We start from the raw sequence: 16,346 nt of genomic DNA, 5'->3' as shown, positions 1-16,346 counted from the left end.
TGCCTCTGCGCGGGAGCGCGGGCCATATTTTTGATCGATGCGAACAGAGTCTACCGGCCGCGTTTTGGCTTGCGAAGCCACGAATAGTCATCGAAGCATTACCTGATCTCATGGCAATGAATCCGCGTCATGCCCCCATGAGATTTCATAGCTTTTGGGCGCGTTTCGCGTGTGCTGCAATTCGTCTCGACGCGCAGGCCGCATCGACAAAGCATGCTGCGCTGCGGCACACAACGAAACTGGAGACGGAGTCAGCCATGAAAGCCTTGGAAGTTTATATCGGTGAGGGTTTTGCAGGACCAGGCGTAAACGCCGCTCACATCAACATCATGATCGGCCCGCGTAGTGGTCCGGTGGGGCAGGCGTTCACGAACAGTCTCTCGTCGCCTTCGCAGGGCCATGTGCCCTTCATGGTGGTGGCGCAGCCCAACGTGCCGGTCAAGCCCGCCACGCTCTACGTGAATAAAGCCGATATCCGCGGCGACCTGCACGGCAATGCCACCTGGGGCGCATCCCAGGCCGCTATCGCGAAGGCCGTGACCGAGGCGATGCTCGACGGCACGCTGCCGCCCGAGGCCGAGAACGAATGGTGCATCGTCACGGCGAACTGGGTGAACTGGTCGTGCGACGACCTCGACGCCGTCTACGAGAACAACTACACGGCCTGCAAGACCGCGATCCGCGCCGCAATGAACGGGCTCCCGAAGCTCGACGACGTCGCGAAGATCAAAGACCAGATCAGCAATCCGTTCTACACGCCCAAGGCCCGCGCGGCCTGAGCCACGACTACCGTTATCAGGTGACTACGATGCAATACGTGCAACTCGGCCGCTCGGGCCTGAAGGTGTCGCGCCTGTGCCTCGGCACGATGAACATGGGCACGCCCGACTGGAAGCCGTGGATCTACAACGAAGAGCAGAGCGAGCCGATCGTGCGCCGCGCGCTCGAAGCGGGCGTGAATTTCATCGACCTCGCGGATTTTTATTCGACCGGCGTGGGCGAGGAAGTGGTCGGGCGCATCGTGCGGCGCATCGCGAAGCGCGACGAGCTCGTGCTCACGACCAAGGTGGGCTATCCGATCGGCAATGGCGTCAATAACCAGGGCCATTCGCGCAAGCACATCATGGATGGCATCGACGGCTCGCTGCGCCGCCTGCAGACCGACTATGTCGACGTCTACATGCTCCACTACTTCGACGTGAATACGCCCGTCGAGGAAACCATGGACGCGCTCAACGACATCGTGCGCGCGGGCAAGGCGCGCTATATCGGCGTCTCGACCATGTTCACGTGGCAGTTCGCGAAGATCCTGCAGGCGTGCGAGCGCTATAACTTCGCACGCCCGATCAATATGCAGCTGCAATTGAACTGCGCATACCGCGAAGAAGAGCGCGAGATGATTCCGTTCTGCCAGGATCAGGGCATAGGCGTCTCGGTGTTCAGCCCGCTCGCGCGCGGCCTGCTCTCGGGCGACGCGAAGTCGGTGCGCAACCAGACCGACTTCTTCACCGTGCAGATGTACGACGACGAAGCTTCGCGCGAGATCGCGCGCTCGGTGGCCGAAGTCGCCGACGCACGCGGCGTCTCGTGCGCGCAGATCGCGCAGGCGTGGGTGCTGAACCGCCCGGGTGTGTCGTCGATGCTGGTGGGCGCCGATACGGTTGCGCAGTTCGACAGCGCGCTCGCGGCGCTCGATATGCAACTCGATGCCGATGAGCAGTACGAACTCGACCGCAACTACACGCCTTGCGATGTGATCAACGATTACGTGACGGCGCGCATTCCACGCGTGCCGCGCGCGGCGCGTCGTCTGGAGATCGCGGCATGATCGGCGGCCTCAAGGAAACGCGTCTGTGGCGCACATCGAGCTTCATCGACGGCGAATGGGTCGCGAGCGATGCGACCTACAGCGTGTTCGACCCGGCCAGCGGTGCGGCGCTGGCGGAAGTCGCGCGCGCCGGCGCGCGCGAAACGCTGCAGGCCGTGGCTGCCGCGACTCAGGCGTTTCCGGCGTGGCGCGACGCTACGGCCGCCGAGCGCGGCGCGAAAGTGCGCCGCTGGGGCGAACTGATGCTCGAGCATCGCGAGGACCTCGCGCGCATCATGACCGCGGAGCAAGGCAAGCCGTATGCGGAGGCGCTCGGCGAAGTGGCCTACGCGGCGAGCTTCCTTACGTGGTTTGCGGAAGAAGCGCGGCGCTCGTACGGCGACGTGATTCCCGCGCCGAAGAAGGGTTCGCGCATCGTCGTGACGAAGGAGCCGGTAGGCGTGGTCGGCGCGATCACGCCGTGGAACTTCCCGCTCGCGATGGTCACGCGCAAGGCGGGCCCGGCGCTGGCGGCGGGCTGCACGATGGTGCTCAAGCCATCCGAGGAAACACCGCTTAGCGCGCTCGCGCTGGCGGTGCTGGCCGAGGAGGCCGGTATCCCGCGCGGCGTGTTCAACGTGGTGTCCGGCGACGCACCGGCGATCGGCGACACGCTGATGGCGTCGAAGGCCGTGCGCAAGATTTCGTTCACGGGATCGACGCGCGTGGGCAAGCTCCTCATGCGCGCCGCCGCGGACAGCGTGAAGAAGGTCTCGCTCGAGCTGGGCGGTAACGCGCCGTTCATCGTGTTCGACGACGCCGATCTCGATGCCGCCGTGGAAGGTGCGATGGCCTCGAAGTTCCGCAACACCGGGCAGACCTGCGTGTGCGTGAACCGCTTCTACGTGCAGTCGGGCGTGCACGACGCATTCGTCGAGAAACTCGTGACCGCGGTGCGCAAGCTGCAGGTTGCGAACGGCATGGAGCCGGGCGCGACGCAAGGGCCACTCATCAACGGTCCGGCGCTGCGCAAGGTCGAGGCGCACGTGAGCGATGCGCGCGAGAAGGGGGGCGTCGTCGTGTGCGGCGGAAACCGGCATGCGCTTGGCGGGACGTTCTATGAGCCGACCGTCATCACGGGCGCGCACGGCGGCATGATGCTCGCGAACGAAGAGACCTTTGGCCCGGTGGCGGCGGTGTTCCGCTTCGACACCGAGGAAGAGGCGATCCAGGCGGCGAACGATACCGACTTCGGGCTTTCCGCGTATTTCTACGCGCGCGACATCGGCCGCGTATGGCGCGTTGCGGGCGCGCTGGAGAGCGGCATGGTCGGCATCAACGAAGGGATCATCTCGACGGAGGTTGCGCCGTTCGGTGGCGTGAAGGAGTCGGGCCTCGGGCGTGAAGGTTCGAAGTACGGACTCGATGAGTACCTCGAAACGAAGTACATGATGATGGGCGGGCTGGGGTGATCCTGCATGGCATCGATCCCCCGTGGAGCTCGATGCCATTTACTCCAATCCCATTTCCTGATGGAGCGCCGAAAGTTCATCCAGTGCCGCACGACGGTCGGCATCGACGCGATGCTTGTAAGCGAGTACGTCATCGTAGCGGATGCGCCGGTGCGTATTCACCTTCCGGTAGGGGATTTCACCCTTGTCGAGTAGCTGGATCAAATACGGGCGCGAAACATTGAGAACGTCCGCCGCTTCCTGTGACGTCAGTTCCGCATGGATCGGAATGAGCGATACCGCATTGCCTTGTCCGATCTCCGCGAGCGCCTCGACCATCAGCCGCACGAACGACGTTGGCAGCGTGACGGTGCGAGTCTCGCCCCTGTCGTCCTTGAAGTCGAACTGCTGAGTTTCGGCACGGCTCGACAGCACGACCGACAGATCCCGGCCCGACGCGCGGGCGAGTTCGGCCTCCTGCTCGGACGGCAGCGGTGTAGGGTGCATCGTGGTGTTCATAAGGGACTCCTGGCTCAATACCGCGATTCTAAATCGAAATAATCGAAATCGCAATAATCGAAACGTCGAGCCGGGCGGGATGCGTCAAGCGAGGCGCGTCATTGCGTGGGCGCGGTGAGCGCAGGGCGGCCTGTCGCGCCAGCGGCACCCACCGCATGATGCTCGACCAGCCAGCTGCTGAAATTGCGCACGCGCAGCGTCTCCTGCACTTCGGGCCGCACGTCGAGCCAATAGCCTGCGGGCCCATCCACTTCGATTGCGCTGAGCTGCACGAGCGTGCCGTTCGCGAGTTCCTGCTCGATCATGTGCCGGTCCGCGACGGCAATGCCGAGTCCGGCCACCGTCGCATGAATGACCTGATCGAGCGTGCTGAACTCCATCTCGCCGCGCGGCGCCATTTCCACGTCGAGCTTCGCGGCTTCGAGCCACGCTTCCCACACGAGCAGCCGGCGGTCGATATCGAGGATATAGAGCCAGGGGTGCTGCGCGAGGATGGCGCGCAACGCGTCCGGGTCCGCGGGCGGTGCCGCGAAGTCGCGCGCCGAGCCCACGAGCACGTGCCGCTCGCGCATGAGCAGCGTGCTCTGTCCGCCAGGCAGCGGTTCCATGCCGAAACGGATCTGGCAATCCTCGTTGCGTTCGCTGCCGTGCAGCGGCCCGTATTCGTTCGTGATGGAAAGGCGCAGGTCGGGATGGCGCGCCTGAAAGTCTCGCAGGCGCGGCGTGAGCCAGCGCGTGGCGAGCGTGGGCGCGGCGTTCAGGGTCAGGAGGCTGTTCGACGGATCGGCGCGGATCGTGTCGAGCGTATGGGCGATGCTGTCGAACGCGGCTTGCAGCGTGGGCAGCAGGCGCTTGCCCGCGGCAGTGATTTCCAGCCGGTGATGATGCCGCATGAAGAGCGGCGTGCCGAGATAGTCTTCGAGCAGGCGAATCTGCCGGCTGATCGCGCCTTGCGTGACGTGCAGATTCTGCGCCGCCTTCGTGAAGCTGAGGGTGCGGCTGGCTTCTTCGAATGAGCGCAGTGCCGAAAGAGAGGGAAGGCGGCGCATGCTGCAACCTCGTGATGCGAAAAAGGCGCCGGCCTGCGCCGGCGCCAGATCATACAAAAATGCGCGTACGCCAATGGGCGTACGACCGTGAGTTAGAACACGTGCGTGATGCCCACGCGGCTGATGACCTGGTTCTGCGTGCTGGACGGGTTGAAGCCCGTGATCTGCGCGTTTTCAGCCGATCCGGCAGCATGCTGATACGAACCCATTGCGTAGACCGACGTGCGCTTCGAGAGTGCGTATTGCGTGATCAGGTTGAACTGATGATACTTCGGCGATTCGTCGGTTGCGTGGTCGAGACCGTCCGTGAAGGTATAGCCCGCGCCCACCGTGAAGGCCGGCGTGATCGCATAGGTGCCGGAGACTTCATAGTTCTGGAAGTGCAGGTCGTGGCTGCCGGTGCCGGACGAGAAGTCCACGTTCGTGTAGTTGAACATCATCTTCAGGCTGCCGAGCGCGTACGATGCGCCGGCCGACAAGATGCCCTGATAACGCGCGTTGGCGAGCGCATTGCCGTAGACGGCGTTCACGAAGCTGCCGCCGCTGCCATAGCCGGCCACCGCCGTGATCGGATCGTTCACGCGCAGGTAGCCCACGCCGGCGCTGAACGAGCCGAGCGTGTAGGCCGCCGCCGCGCTGTACGAGGCGTTGTTCGAGAACTGGCCGGCCTGGCCGCCGAACGAGTAGTGGCCTTCGAACTGCAAGCCGGCGAACACCGGGCTCACGTACTTGACGGCGTTATTGACCGAGAACCCGTTGTCCATGTTGTCCATGTCGTTCGGGTGTGCGAAGTACCAGCCGCCATAGTTGCCGTTGAGCGAGTACGGCTCGATCAGGTCGACGGTGGCGTCCCACTGCTTGCCGAACGTGATCTGGCCATACTGCTCCGACTTGAAGCCCACGTAGGCGTTGCGCGAGAAGCCGGCGCCGCCGCCGCCCGTTGCGGCGTTGAAGCCGTCTTCGAGGCGGAAGATCGCCGAAAGGCCGCCGCCCAAATCTTCGCTGCCGCGCAGGCCCCAGCGGCTGCCGGCCGGCACGCCGCTTTGCATCTGGAACAGGTGGCCGCCTGTGCCCGGCACGAGATTGCCGTTCGCGCCGTTGACCACGTTATTGGCGTAGTCGATACCGAGGTCGACGATACCGTACAGCGTGACGCTGCTTTGCGCATGGGCGCCCGCCGCGGCGAGCGCGAGCGGCAGCGCCGCGAGAAGTTTCTTCTTCACTCAGAGTCTCCTTTGGTGGGAGCCGCAAGGTGCGGCTCCGCTTTCTGGTTTGCCGGCTTGTAAGCCTGGGATGCCTGCTGATTTCACCGCCGCGTGGCCATCGGATCTGGCGCTTGATTGGGCGGCTGATGTTGCGCGTTACGCGCCAAGCGACTTCTGTACCTTCGTCGCGACCTCTGCCGGCACCCACGCCTTCCACATCTCCGGGTGCTCCTTGAGGAACTTGAGCGCTTCGGCCTGGGCATCGACCTTATGCTCGGTCATGTCGAGAATCGTCGTGTTCAGGAAGTCGATGGGGAAGCTCACCTTCGAGAAGAACGCCATCACGTCGGGCTCGGCCTGGTAGAAGGGCGTGGAAACGCCGATCTTCAGATGCGAGACCAGGTAGGACGACGCGCACGGCTGCGTGCTGTTGGGGTCGCGCAGCGTCTTCCAGCAGGCCTCGTTGAACGGCGGCATCTTGAGTTGAACGAACTTGTACTTCGCCATCAGCGCGGCCGGTTCCCAGTAGTAGGTGAGAATCGGCTTGCCGCGCGCATACGCCGACGAGATGGCCGCGTCGAGCGCCGCGCCCGTGCCGGGGCGAAAATTCGTATAGGTGTCGTCGAGCTTGAGCAGCTTCAAAAGGCGCGTGTTCACGCGCTCGCAGTCCCAGCCCGAGGGGCAGTTCAGGAAGCGGCCACGGTCCGGTTCCTCGTCGTCCGTGAAGAGCGCCTTGTATTTGGGCAGGTCGCTCACCGACTGGAGGTCGGGCGCGCTCGCCTTGATGCCGCGCTTCGCGTCGCCGTGCACGACGTAGTCGGGCACATACCAGCCTTCCTTGGTGCCGCCCGGCAGCGTGTCGCCCACCAGCGTCACCGTGCCCGCTTTCACTGCGCCCGCGATGATCTCCGAGCGGCCAGTCCATTGCTCGGACCACACCTGCAGGTCGTTGCGCGAAAGCGCCGTTTCCGTGGCCGCCGTGCTGCCGGGAACCGTATCGGTCTGGCAGCCATAGCCGTTCTTGACGATATAGCGCAGCACTTCGCTCGTGAAGTTGCCGCTTTCCCAGGTGATGCCCGCGAAGCGCACCGGCTTGCCCTGGCTGCACCAGGTGCCGGCCGCATGCGCCGGCAGCGCGGCCAGGGCGAGCGGGGCGGCGATACAGGCCGCGCGAATCAGGGAGGTAATCACTTTCATTGCATGTCTCCTTGTAATTGGAATGCTTTGGAATACTTGTCAATGCATCGCTGAGTTTCAGCGCTATCCCGTTGCCGGGACGAAGGCGCCTGCGCGTGATTCGATGTGCGCGGCGCTTCGGATTGCTTCGGTTTGCCTGCGTGCGCCTCAGTCGTAGCGGCTGTCGTTTGCGCGCGTGGCGGCCAGTACGGCTTCATTCAGTTCGATGCCGAGCCCGGGCGCCGTGCCCAGTTCGATCCAGCCCTGCGCGTCGGGCTCGATGGCGCGCGTGAGCGGGAAGTCGCGCCGCTCGGGCGTCCACTCGGGCGGGTCGTAGGGAAACTCGACGAAGGGCGCGTGCGCGGCACCCGCTACCACATGCAGGTTCGCAGCGAGGCCGATGCCATTGCCCCACGTATGCGGCGTGAACACCTTGCCGTGCGCCTCGATCTGCGCGGCGAGACGCCGTGCGCCTTCCATGCCGAGCGTGCAGACGACGTCGGGCTGGTAGACGTCGAAGCAGTCGTGTGCGAGCAACGTCGCGAATTCGTGCGGTTCGCGCGTCATCTCGCCGCCCGCGATGCGCACATCGGTTTGCTTGCGCAGCCACGCGTGACCTGTGTAGTCGCCGCGATGCAGCGGCTCCTCGATCCAGTACACGCGGTAGCGCTCGATCTGGCGAATGACCGCGAGCGCTTGCTCGGCAAGCCAGGGGGACTGGGTGTCCCAGGGCATGCGCCAGCCCTGATTGCAGTCCACCATCAGTTCGATGTGCTCGCCCGCTGCTTCGCGCACGGCGGCGAGCGCGGCGAGATCGTCGGCGAGACTCGCGCGGCCGAAGCGCACCTTGAGCGCCGGAAAGCCGCGCGCGACCGCGTGCTCGGCCCAGCGCCCCATGCCGTCGAGCGAGCGGTGCACGCCCGAGGACGCATACGCGCGCACCCGGCTCGAGCGCGCGCCCGCCATCTGCCAGCACGGCTGGCCGAGAATCTTGCCGGCCAGGTCCCAGAGCGCGACGTCGAGCGGCCACAGGCGGCCCGCATGGAAGCTGAGGTTGTCGAGCACGGCGGAGTGTCGGGCGAGATCGAGCGGATCGGTGCCGATGAAGAGATCGCGGTAGTCGTCGAAGCCGTACATGGCGTCGCCGGAGCCGATGCCGATGCGGCCTTCGGTGTCCTCGACGCGCACGATCGTCGCGGGAAAGGCGCGGCGCGGCCGGCTGTCCCACGAGGCCGGAAAGGGCGGGTCGAGCGGCAAACGGTGCTGGCGGACCGTGATGCGGGCGATGCGATTTGTCATGGCTTCTAAGTCGCCGTCCTTGCGCACAAAAGCGAGTGGCGCGGGCGGCGATTGTCTCCTTGGCCGTTCGAGGCGTTACGGCATCCTAGAGGGTCAATTAGTGGCACTCAATGAAGTCAATTGAAGTAAATGACAGCATTCAATTCCGCGAATTGGGCGCGATAATTGATGCCGCTGCCGTGCAGGCGCACGGCACGCGTCGACCCTCGGGAAAACACCATGAACGGCTGGATGCCCACCTCGCCCGCGCTGCCCCGCAACGAGCCGAAATACCGCGCGATCGCGTACGCGTACGCGCAGGCCATCGACGGCGGACAGATGCTGCCCGGCGAGAAACTGCCTGCGCACCGGCTGCTGGCGAAAAAGCTCAATGTGACGACGGGCACCGTCAGCCGCGCCTATGCGGAGCTGGAGCGCTGCGGCCTGGTGGTGGCGCGCGTGGGCGACGGCACCTACGTGGCGGAGCCGGACGCGGACGGTGCGCGCTTGCCCGCGCGTACACGCCAGGCGCCCGAACAGTCGGCACCGTTGGCAATAGGCGTTGCCCCGCCGCCGGGCGCCCCGCCTGCAAGCGCAGCAGCGGGCCGCACGTTCGATCTCGGCCAGAACGTGCCGATGCCGACCGACGAAGCGTCGCTGCTCACGCAGACGCTGCGCGAGCTGGCCGCCGACGAGCGCCTTGCCGGCGAGCTGTTGCTCTATCAGCCCGAGGGCGGGCGCCGCTCGCACCGTGAGGCGGGCGCGCGCTGGCTGGCGCGCATGGGCTGCGCGGTGCCGGCGGAGCGGGTGCTCGTGACCCAGGGCGCGCAGCATGGGCTCGCGTGCGTGTTGCGCGCGGTGCTGCGCCCCGGCGACACGATCTTTGCCGAGGCGCTGAGCTATCCCGGCATCGTCGCGCTCGCGCGGCAGTTGCGGCTCAATCTCGTGGGCATCGAAATCGACGAGGAGGGCATCGTGCCCTCCGCGCTCGAACGCGCATGCACACTGCTTGCGCCGCGCGCGCTCTTTTGCGTGCCGACGCTCCACAACCCGACCACGGCGACGCTCTCCGAAGCTCGGCGCGTAGCCATCGCCGAGATTGCCGTGCGCCACAATCTCGTCGTGATCGAAGACCTCGTGCCCGCCGCGCTGCTCGATGCGCCGCCCACGCCGCTGGCCGCGCGGCTGCCGGAGCACGGCATCGTCATCAGCAGTCTGTCGAAGGCGCTCGCGCCGGGCCTGCGCATCGGCTACGTGCAGGCGCCGCAGGATTGGGTGGGGAAGATTCTGGCCGTGATCCGCAGCGATTGCTGGATGACTTCGCCGCTGTGCGCCGAGATTGCGACGCGCTGGATCATCAATGGCGATGTGGACCGGCTGGTCGCGCAGCAGCGCGCGCAAGTGGACGTGCGCCATGCGATTGCCGCCGAGGTGCTGGCGGACTGGAGCTGGCGCACGGATCCCGCGAGCCCGCATCTCTGGCTGCCGCTCGCCGAGCCGTGGCGCGCAGCCGAATTCGCCGCGGCGCTGCGCCAGGCGGGTGTGCACCTGAAGACGGCGGATAGCTTCGTGATCGGGCGCGGCTCCGCTCCGCACGCAGTGCGGCTCAGCCTTGGCGGCGCGCGCAGCCATGAGGCTTTGCGCGACGCGCTGGAGCGGCTTGCCCGAACCTTGCGCAATGGGCCGGAGGGGCCTTATTCGGCTTGAGATCGGTCTGGGTGCTCAGACCGTTGCGCTCTCCGCGGCCTCATGCTGCGCAGCCTTGAGCGTGTCGATGTCTACCGGCACGCGCCGCGCAACGGCGCACATCAGCTCATAGCCAATCGTGCCGGCCGCCTCCGCGACCTCATCGACCTTCACGTTCTCGCCCCAGAGCTCCACCTTCGAGCCGATGCCCGCATCCGGGCAGGGCGTGAGATCGACGGTCAGCATGTCCATCGAGACGCGTCCGACCACGCGCGTGCGGATGCCATCGACGACGATGGGCGTGCCCGTCGGCGCGTGACGCGGGTAGCCATCCGCATAGCCGCACGCCACCACCCCAATGCGCATGGGCCGCTCGGCCTCGTAAGTGCGCCCATAGCCGACCGTTTCCTGCGGCGCCAGCGTCTGCACGCCGATGATCCGGCTCGCGAGCGTCATCGCCGCGCGCAGCCCGATGCCTTCGATATGCCGCGCCGCGCCCGTGGGCGACGCGCCGTAGAGAATCGTGCCGGGACGCACCCAGTCGCGATGCGCGTTCGGATGCCAGAGCACCGCCGCCGAGTTCGACAGCGAGCGTTCGCCGGGAATGCCCTGGGTGGCGGCGTCGAAGCGGTCGAGCTGCCAGTCGATGGCGCCGTCGTCGGCGTTCGCGAAGTGCGTCATGAGGCCGATCGTGCCGATCGTGGGCGTCGCGCGGGCGCGCTCCCAGGCGGCGCGAAACACGTCGGGCCGATAGCCGAGGCGGTTCATGCCCGAGTTCATCTTCAGATTGATATCGATTGGCTGTTGCGTGCGCGCTGCCGCGAGCAGCGCGAGCTGTTCGTCGTCATGCACGGACACGGTCAGCCGATGCGCGACGGCGGTGGCGACGTCGGTGGAATCGAAGACGCCTTCGAGCAGCAGGATGGGCTTGGTCCAGCCGAGTTGGCGCACGCGCACGGCCTCGTCGAGATCGAGCAGCGCGATGCCGTCCGCGCCGGCCAGCGCCGGGTAGATGCGCTCGATGCCGTGACCATAGGCATTGGCCTTGACGACGGCCCAGACGCGCGCGCCCGAGGCGCTTTGCTGCGCGGTTTGCAGATTGTGGCGGACGGCTTCGGGATGGATGCGGACGGAAATCGGGCGCGGCATGAGCAATCCTGCTGGCGAGGGTTAGTGACGCTGACTAGTGGTTTTTGCAATCGTATTGATTTTCGCCCAGTTATTTTTAATGTATTTTTCTGGGAATTTGGGTTTATCCACTGTCAGGGCGCCGCTAGCCCTCGCGCACCCGGCGCGCCGGGTGCGCCGGTCAGGCTGCGGCGATCACGTCGATGCGCAGCGCCTCGCCGCCCGCCGCGATCTCGAGCAGGCGGTCGACGTTCGGGTGCGCGCCGGGGCGGTTGCGCGCGTCGACGGTGTGCTCGGCGAACACGGCGAGGCCGTGCCCGGCCGCCTTGGCGTCGAGCGTGCCGAAGGCCTGCTTCAGATAGTGATAGACCGCGAGCGAGCCTTGCTTGCCCGGCTTGTTCTCGATGGTCGCCACCACCGCGCCCTGGCCGTTCACGAGATCGATGCGCTCGATGCCGTCGATGGCGGGCAGTTGCGCGAGATTGTCCTTGAATGCGTTACCTGGCTGGATCACTGAAAACACTCCGTTGGTTCGATGAAATGCGTGGGGCCCGTATCTTAGCCGATGGAGTCAGCCGATCGCTTTGACCTCATTGCCCGGGGCCATGACTTCGGTTGAGCGCATCGAGGATCGCGTAGGCCGCGCTCACGCGCGCCTCGGTCGGATACGCCTTGTTGGCGAGAATCACGACGCCGATGCGCTGCGCCGGGATGAACGCCGCGTAAGTCGAAAAGCCGTTGGTCGAGCCGGTCTTGTTCAGGAGCGCCTCGGTCTGCGGCGGCAGCGGCGGCGTGAGCGCCTGCGCCGGCATGCCCTTGAGGATGGCGTCGGGGCTGTTGCCGCTTTGGAGCGTTTGCAGCGCGGCCGGCCACGGATATTGCTCCCAGACCAGGTCCTGCGTGAAGACGCCCGCCGTGTAATAGCCGGTGTGCGCGCAGGCGACGGCGCGTTGCCACGGCGCGTCGAGCGGCGCGACACCCATGTTGGCGTCGAGATAGCGCACGATATCGCCCGAGGTCGTGCGCAGGCCGTAGGCCTCGTCGGCCAGTTCGCCGCGCTGCATGCGCGTGGGCGTGTCGTGCTTGTCATAGCCCTGGGCGTAGTCCGGCATGCTGGACGCGGGCACATCGAGCCACGAGTGCGTCATGCCGAAGGCGGGCAAGAGCTGCTTCTGCACGGCATCGCGGAACGGCTCGCCGAGGCTTTGCGCGGCGGCGCGCCCAAGCAAGCCGATGCCGAGATTCGAATACACGCGCTGCGTGCCGATCGGGCTCGATGGCTGCCAGTTGCGGAACCAGGCCATCAATTGCGCGTCGTTCGTGAGGTTGTCCGGCACGAACAGCGGCAGGCCGGACGTATGCGTGCCGAGATTGAGCACGCTCACGTGGTCGAACTGGCTGCCGCGCAGCGCGCTCACGTACTGGCTCGCGGGCGCGGAAAACGAGAGCTTGCCGCTCGTCTGCGCATAGCAGGCGAGCGTGGCCGTTAGCGTCTTGGTGAACGAGCCGACTTCGAACAGCGTCCGGTTGTCGACCTTCGCGCCGGTGGCCTTCGACGCCACGCCGTAGTTGTAGAAGGCGTGCTTGCCGTCCACGGTAATCCCCACCGCCACGCCCGGGATGCCGTATTTCGCCTGCAGCGGGGCGATGGCGGCATCCACGGTTTCTTTCACGCTGGGTTGCGCCGCGCTCGCGGCGGTGGCGGCACACGCCAGAGCCATCAGAAGGAGTTTTATCTTGATTTTCACGTCGTTGGACATGGTCGGATTTCCGGATGCGTTTCGTGGAGGGCGCAGGTGCGCCAAAAGTGCCGAACTGGCGGGGCATGCATAAGCAAAAGCGTGCCGTGCGCCGAGGATTGTGGTGCGTTGCCGGGCCCACGACAAGCGACGATAATTTGGCTCTGACAAAAGCGAAACTTATAGGTCTTTCATGCGCCCCCATTTACCCCTGCACGCGCTCCGAGCCTTCGAGGCGTCGGCGCGTCATCTGAGCTTCACGCGCGCGGGCCTCGAATTGAAGGTCACGCAGGCCGCAGTCAGCCAGCAGGTGCGCATGCTCGAAGAATGGCTTGGCGTGCCGCTGTTCCGGCGCCTGCCGCGCGGGCTCGGCATGACCGACGAAGCGCGTGCGCTGCTGCCGGTCCTCAGCGACGCGTTTGGCCGCATCGAGACCGTGCTCAAGCAGTTCGAAGGCGGCCGCCTGCGTGAGGTCTTGACGGTGGGCGTGGTGGGCACCTTCGCGATCGGCTGGCTGATGCCGCGGCTCAAGTCGTTTCGCGAGGCGCATCCGTTCGTGGAGCTGCGCCTGCTCACGAACAACAATCTCGTCGACCTCGCGGGCGAAGGACTCGATTTCGCGATCCGCTTCGGCGACGGCAAGTGGCCCGCCACCGAAAACACGCGGCTGCTCGATGCGCCGCTGGCCGTGCTGTGCACGCCCGAGATCGCGCGGCGGCTCGCCGTGCCTGGCGATCTGGCGAAGGAGACCTTGTTGCGCTCCTATCGCACCGACGAATGGCTGCGCTGGTTCGATGCGGCCGGGCTCGAACCGTGGACGGTGAGCGGGCCGATCTTCGATTCGTCGCGGCTGATGGCCGAGGCCGCCATGCAGGGTGCGGGCGTGGCGCTCGCGCCCGCGCGCATGTTCGCGCGCGAGTTGCAGGCGGGGCTGCTTGCGCGTCCGTTCGATGTCGAGGTGCCTACCGGCAGTTATTGGCTCACATGGCTGCAGTCGCGAGCGATGTCGCCGGCCATGCGGTTATTTCATGAGTGGATCGTGGGGGAGGCGGGGGTGGCAGGATGAGGGATTGCGCGATTTAAAGGCACGTTTTCCACACTGCCTCACAACACATTCAACATCGCCAGCGCCGTCTCTTGCAAATGCGGGAGCACGCGCTTGACCGCCGCCTCGGCCTCTTCGTTGCCCATCGACATATTGGTGCTGAGCGCGGCCACCACCTCGCCGCTGCGATTGCGCATCGGCACCGCCACCCCACGCACGCCCACCTGCAACTGCTGCTCGATGAGCGCATAGCCATCCGCGCGCGCTCGCACGATCTTCTCGCGCAGTCGCGTGGCGCTCGTGATCGTATGTGGCGTGAATGGTGCGAGCTGGACCGTATCGAGCCACGCCGAAACCGCTTGCTGATCCTCCTGATACGCAAGCAGCACCACGCCGGGCGAGATCAGCGGCGCGGGCACGCGCGCGCCCAGCACGAAACCCGTGGTCATCACGCGCGAGACGCCATTGCGCGCAATCACCACGAGGTCCCAGCCGTCGAGCACGCTCACATAGGCTGACTCGTTGAGCGTCGCGCTCAATTGCTGCAGATACGGCTGCACGCTACGCGGCAGGCGCGCCGAATCGAAATACGACCAGCCCACGCGCAGCACGCGCGGGGTCAGCCCAAAGAGGCGCCCATCGGTGTACACATAGCCGAGCGATTCGAGCGTCAGCAAATAGCGCCGCGCGGCGGTGCGCGAGAGCCCGGTGCGTTCGGCCGCCTGGGTCGCGGTCATGCGCGCGTGCTGATTGTCGAAGGCCTCGAGAATCGCGAGGCCTTTTTCGAGTCCGGCGATCCAGTCGCGTTTGGCGAGTGTTGTGGTTTTCATCAGTCGATAACGCCAAAGCCGGGCATGCGCCCGGCCTCGATTGCAAACCGTTGAACGATCGGGCGCTTACTGCGCCTGTGCAGGCTTCATGCGCGCGGCCACGATCAACGAGATCAGGCAGCCGATGGCGAGATACGCGGCCACCAGATGCCACGAGCCGGCACCGACGCCCACCAGCGCCACGGCGATGAACGGCGTAAAGCCCCCGCCCACGACGCTCGCGAACTGATAGCCCACGCCCGCGCCGCTGTAGCGGTACTCGGCGCCGAACAGCTCGGTGAAGAGCGGCTGCTGCACGCTCACCACCATATCGTGCGCAATATTGGCGAGCGCCACCGAGAAGACCACGATCCACACGGTCGAGCGCGCTTCGAGTGCGAGGAAGAACGGCACCGCGCTTGCGAGGCCGATCAGCGCGCCGATCAGATAGATGCGGCGCAGGCCGAGACGGTCGGCGAGCCATGCGAAGCAGGGGATCGTCACGCAGGAGAGCGCGCCGACAAAGAGGCCGATGCCGAGAAACAGATCGCGCGAGAGGCCGAGGTTGGCGGTCGAATAGCTGAGCGCGAAGGCGGTGACGATGTACATCGTGAAGAGCTCGGCCAGACGCAGCGCGACGATATAGAGAAACGCTTTCGGATGACGCGTGAGCGCTTCGAGCACCGGCATCTTGAGCTTGCGATGGCCGTGCTCGACCTTCTCCACGAACTCGCGCGACTCGTCCATGTTCGAGCGCACCCACAGGCCCACGAGCACGAGCACCACGCTGAAGACGAAGGGCAGGCGCCAGCCCCACGAGCGGAACGCCGCCTCGCCGAGCAGGTGGCTCAGGAGCGCAACGATGCCTGTCGCCAGCACGAGGCCCACGCCGTAGCCCACTTGCACGCCGCTGCTGTAGAACGCTTTCTTGCCGGCCGGCGCGCTTTCCACGGCCATCAGCGCCGCGCCGCCCCATTCGCCGCCCACGGCGAAGCCCTGGGTCGCGCGGAACAGCACGAGCAGCACGGGCGCCCACCAGCCGATCGAGGCGAAGGTGGGCAGGAAGCCGATCGCAACGGTGGAGAGACCCATCATCATGACGGTGAGCACGAGCATGCGCTTGCGCCCGAGGCGGTCGCCGTAGTGGCCGAACACCACGCCGCCGAGCGGCCGGAACAGGAAGCCCACGCCGAAGGTGGCGAAGGCCGCGAGCGTGCCCATGTTGCGGCTGATGTTCGGGAAAAATTCCGCGTTGAAGACGAGGGCGGCGACAATGCCATAGAGCAGAAAGTCGTACCAGTCGACGACGGCGCCAACGAAGCTGCCGAGCGCGGCCTTCCTCGCCTGGCTGCGCGAGCGGCTGGCGCTGGCCGGTTCGGCCGCGCGCGTGGTGTCGAGGGTGGGGGTCATGAGGTGTCTCCTTGCGCTGGTCTCATGCAAAGCCGCTTGCCTGG

General features: G+C 66.0%; 15 protein-coding genes. 5 read left to right on the top strand and 10 right to left on the bottom strand.

What is annotated here, in order from left to right; translation table 11 throughout:
* The first annotated feature begins 257 nt into the window (after positions 1–257).
* The 3 genes from fae to E1956_RS21690 are packed head-to-tail and all read left to right on the top strand — an operon-like array spanning position 258 to position 3,279.
* A complete protein-coding gene (gene fae, locus E1956_RS21700; protein ID WP_028222231.1) occupies positions 258–779 on the top strand; it encodes a formaldehyde-activating enzyme in 522 nt (173 codons plus the stop codon).
* Between the two features lie 29 nt (positions 780–808).
* Positions 809–1,828 carry an aldo/keto reductase gene (locus E1956_RS21695; RefSeq protein WP_134752793.1) on the top strand — a complete coding sequence of 340 codons (1,020 nt, stop codon included), beginning with the start codon at positions 809–811 and terminating at the stop codon, positions 1,826–1,828.
* Complete coding sequence (locus E1956_RS21690) at positions 1,825–3,279, top strand: NAD-dependent succinate-semialdehyde dehydrogenase (RefSeq protein WP_134752791.1); 1,455 nt, start codon at positions 1,825–1,827, stop codon at positions 3,277–3,279. Before E1956_RS21695 ends, E1956_RS21690 begins: the two co-directional genes overlap by 4 nt.
* Positions 3,280–3,318: 39 nt before the next feature.
* Here E1956_RS21690 and E1956_RS21685 read toward each other — a convergent pair whose 3' ends face one another.
* The 5 genes from E1956_RS21685 to E1956_RS21665 all read right to left on the bottom strand — a co-directional run bounded on the left by E1956_RS21685 (position 3,319) and on the right by E1956_RS21665 (position 8,506).
* Positions 3,319–3,777 carry a helix-turn-helix domain-containing protein gene (locus E1956_RS21685; protein ID WP_134752789.1) on the bottom strand — a complete coding sequence of 153 codons (459 nt, stop codon included), beginning with the start codon at positions 3,775–3,777 and terminating at the stop codon, positions 3,319–3,321.
* 98 nt (positions 3,778–3,875) lie between these two features.
* A complete protein-coding gene (locus E1956_RS21680; RefSeq protein WP_134752787.1) occupies positions 3,876–4,826 on the bottom strand; it encodes a LysR substrate-binding domain-containing protein in 951 nt (316 codons plus the stop codon).
* A gap of 92 nt (positions 4,827–4,918) precedes the next feature.
* Positions 4,919–6,049: a porin gene (locus E1956_RS21675; RefSeq protein WP_134752785.1), complete on the bottom strand. Its 1,131-nt coding sequence runs from the start codon at positions 6,047–6,049 to the stop codon at positions 4,919–4,921.
* A 138-nt stretch (positions 6,050–6,187) separates the two neighbouring features.
* Positions 6,188–7,228: an ABC transporter substrate-binding protein gene (locus E1956_RS21670; RefSeq protein WP_134752783.1), complete on the bottom strand. Its 1,041-nt coding sequence runs from the start codon at positions 7,226–7,228 to the stop codon at positions 6,188–6,190.
* 147 nt (positions 7,229–7,375) lie between these two features.
* The gene (locus tag E1956_RS21665; protein ID WP_134752781.1) at positions 7,376–8,506 is read right to left on the bottom strand and encodes a mandelate racemase/muconate lactonizing enzyme family protein; all 1,131 of its coding nucleotides are present in this window, start codon (positions 8,504–8,506) and stop codon (positions 7,376–7,378) included.
* 219 nt (positions 8,507–8,725) lie between these two features.
* Here E1956_RS21665 and E1956_RS21660 point away from each other — a divergent pair, with 219 nt between their 5' ends.
* Positions 8,726–10,192, top strand: a complete 1,467-nt coding sequence (locus E1956_RS21660; RefSeq protein ID WP_134752779.1) for an aminotransferase-like domain-containing protein — start codon at positions 8,726–8,728, stop codon at positions 10,190–10,192.
* 15 nt (positions 10,193–10,207) lie between these two features.
* Here E1956_RS21660 and alr read toward each other — a convergent pair whose 3' ends face one another.
* The 3 genes from alr to ampC form a co-directional block, all read right to left on the bottom strand.
* Positions 10,208–11,320 (bottom strand): alanine racemase, encoded by a 1,113-nt coding sequence (gene alr, locus E1956_RS21655; protein ID WP_134752777.1) that lies wholly within the window; start codon positions 11,318–11,320, stop codon positions 10,208–10,210.
* 160 nt (positions 11,321–11,480) lie between these two features.
* A complete protein-coding gene (locus tag E1956_RS21650; protein WP_134752775.1) occupies positions 11,481–11,813 on the bottom strand; it encodes a DUF2322 family protein in 333 nt (110 codons plus the stop codon).
* A gap of 76 nt (positions 11,814–11,889) precedes the next feature.
* A complete protein-coding gene (gene ampC / locus E1956_RS21645) occupies positions 11,890–13,059 on the bottom strand; it encodes a class C beta-lactamase (RefSeq protein WP_197732846.1) in 1,170 nt (389 codons plus the stop codon).
* A 172-nt stretch (positions 13,060–13,231) separates the two neighbouring features.
* Here ampC and E1956_RS21640 point away from each other — a divergent pair, with 172 nt between their 5' ends.
* A complete protein-coding gene (locus E1956_RS21640; RefSeq protein ID WP_134752773.1) occupies positions 13,232–14,104 on the top strand; it encodes a LysR family transcriptional regulator in 873 nt (290 codons plus the stop codon).
* Between the two features lie 38 nt (positions 14,105–14,142).
* Here E1956_RS21640 and E1956_RS21635 read toward each other — a convergent pair whose 3' ends face one another.
* Positions 14,143–14,913 (bottom strand): IclR family transcriptional regulator domain-containing protein, encoded by a 771-nt coding sequence (locus tag E1956_RS21635; protein ID WP_134752771.1) that lies wholly within the window; start codon positions 14,911–14,913, stop codon positions 14,143–14,145.
* Positions 14,914–14,979: 66 nt separating this feature from the next.
* On the bottom strand, positions 14,980–16,302 hold the full coding sequence (shiA, locus tag E1956_RS21630; RefSeq protein WP_134752769.1) for a shikimate transporter: 1,323 nt from the start codon (positions 16,300–16,302) through the stop codon (positions 14,980–14,982).
* Positions 16,303–16,346: the final 44 nt, after the last annotated feature.

The sequence above is a fragment of the Paraburkholderia pallida genome (genome assembly GCF_004524855.1).
In the GTDB taxonomy this organism is placed as follows: Bacteria; Pseudomonadota; Gammaproteobacteria; order Burkholderiales; family Burkholderiaceae; genus Paraburkholderia; species Paraburkholderia oxyphila.
This window is presented reverse-complemented; position numbering and strand designations above follow the sequence as displayed.

Bases quoted from the DNA above. Each gene is read 5' to 3' on its own strand.
- E1956_RS21690 (WP_134752791.1), top strand. From the start codon at position 1,825: ATGATCGGCGGCCTCAAGGAAACGCGTCTGTGGCGCACATCGAGCTTC.
- E1956_RS21640 (WP_134752773.1), top strand. From the start codon at position 13,232: ATGCGCCCCCATTTACCCCTGCACGCGCTCCGAGCCTTCGAGGCGTCG.
- ampC (WP_197732846.1), bottom strand. From the start codon at position 13,059: ATGTCCAACGACGTGAAAATCAAGATAAAACTCCTTCTGATGGCTCTG.
- E1956_RS21680 (WP_134752787.1), bottom strand. From the start codon at position 4,826: ATGCGCCGCCTTCCCTCTCTTTCGGCACTGCGCTCATTCGAAGAAGCC.
- fae (WP_028222231.1), top strand. From the start codon at position 258: ATGAAAGCCTTGGAAGTTTATATCGGTGAGGGTTTTGCAGGACCAGGC.
- E1956_RS21685 (WP_134752789.1), bottom strand. From the start codon at position 3,777: ATGAACACCACGATGCACCCTACACCGCTGCCGTCCGAGCAGGAGGCC.
- alr (WP_134752777.1), bottom strand. From the start codon at position 11,320: ATGCCGCGCCCGATTTCCGTCCGCATCCATCCCGAAGCCGTCCGCCAC.
- E1956_RS21695 (WP_134752793.1), top strand. From the start codon at position 809: ATGCAATACGTGCAACTCGGCCGCTCGGGCCTGAAGGTGTCGCGCCTG.
- E1956_RS21670 (WP_134752783.1), bottom strand. From the start codon at position 7,228: ATGAAAGTGATTACCTCCCTGATTCGCGCGGCCTGTATCGCCGCCCCG.
- E1956_RS21665 (WP_134752781.1), bottom strand. From the start codon at position 8,506: ATGACAAATCGCATCGCCCGCATCACGGTCCGCCAGCACCGTTTGCCG.
- E1956_RS21635 (WP_134752771.1), bottom strand. From the start codon at position 14,913: ATGAAAACCACAACACTCGCCAAACGCGACTGGATCGCCGGACTCGAA.
- shiA (WP_134752769.1), bottom strand. From the start codon at position 16,302: ATGACCCCCACCCTCGACACCACGCGCGCGGCCGAACCGGCCAGCGCC.
- E1956_RS21660 (WP_134752779.1), top strand. From the start codon at position 8,726: ATGAACGGCTGGATGCCCACCTCGCCCGCGCTGCCCCGCAACGAGCCG.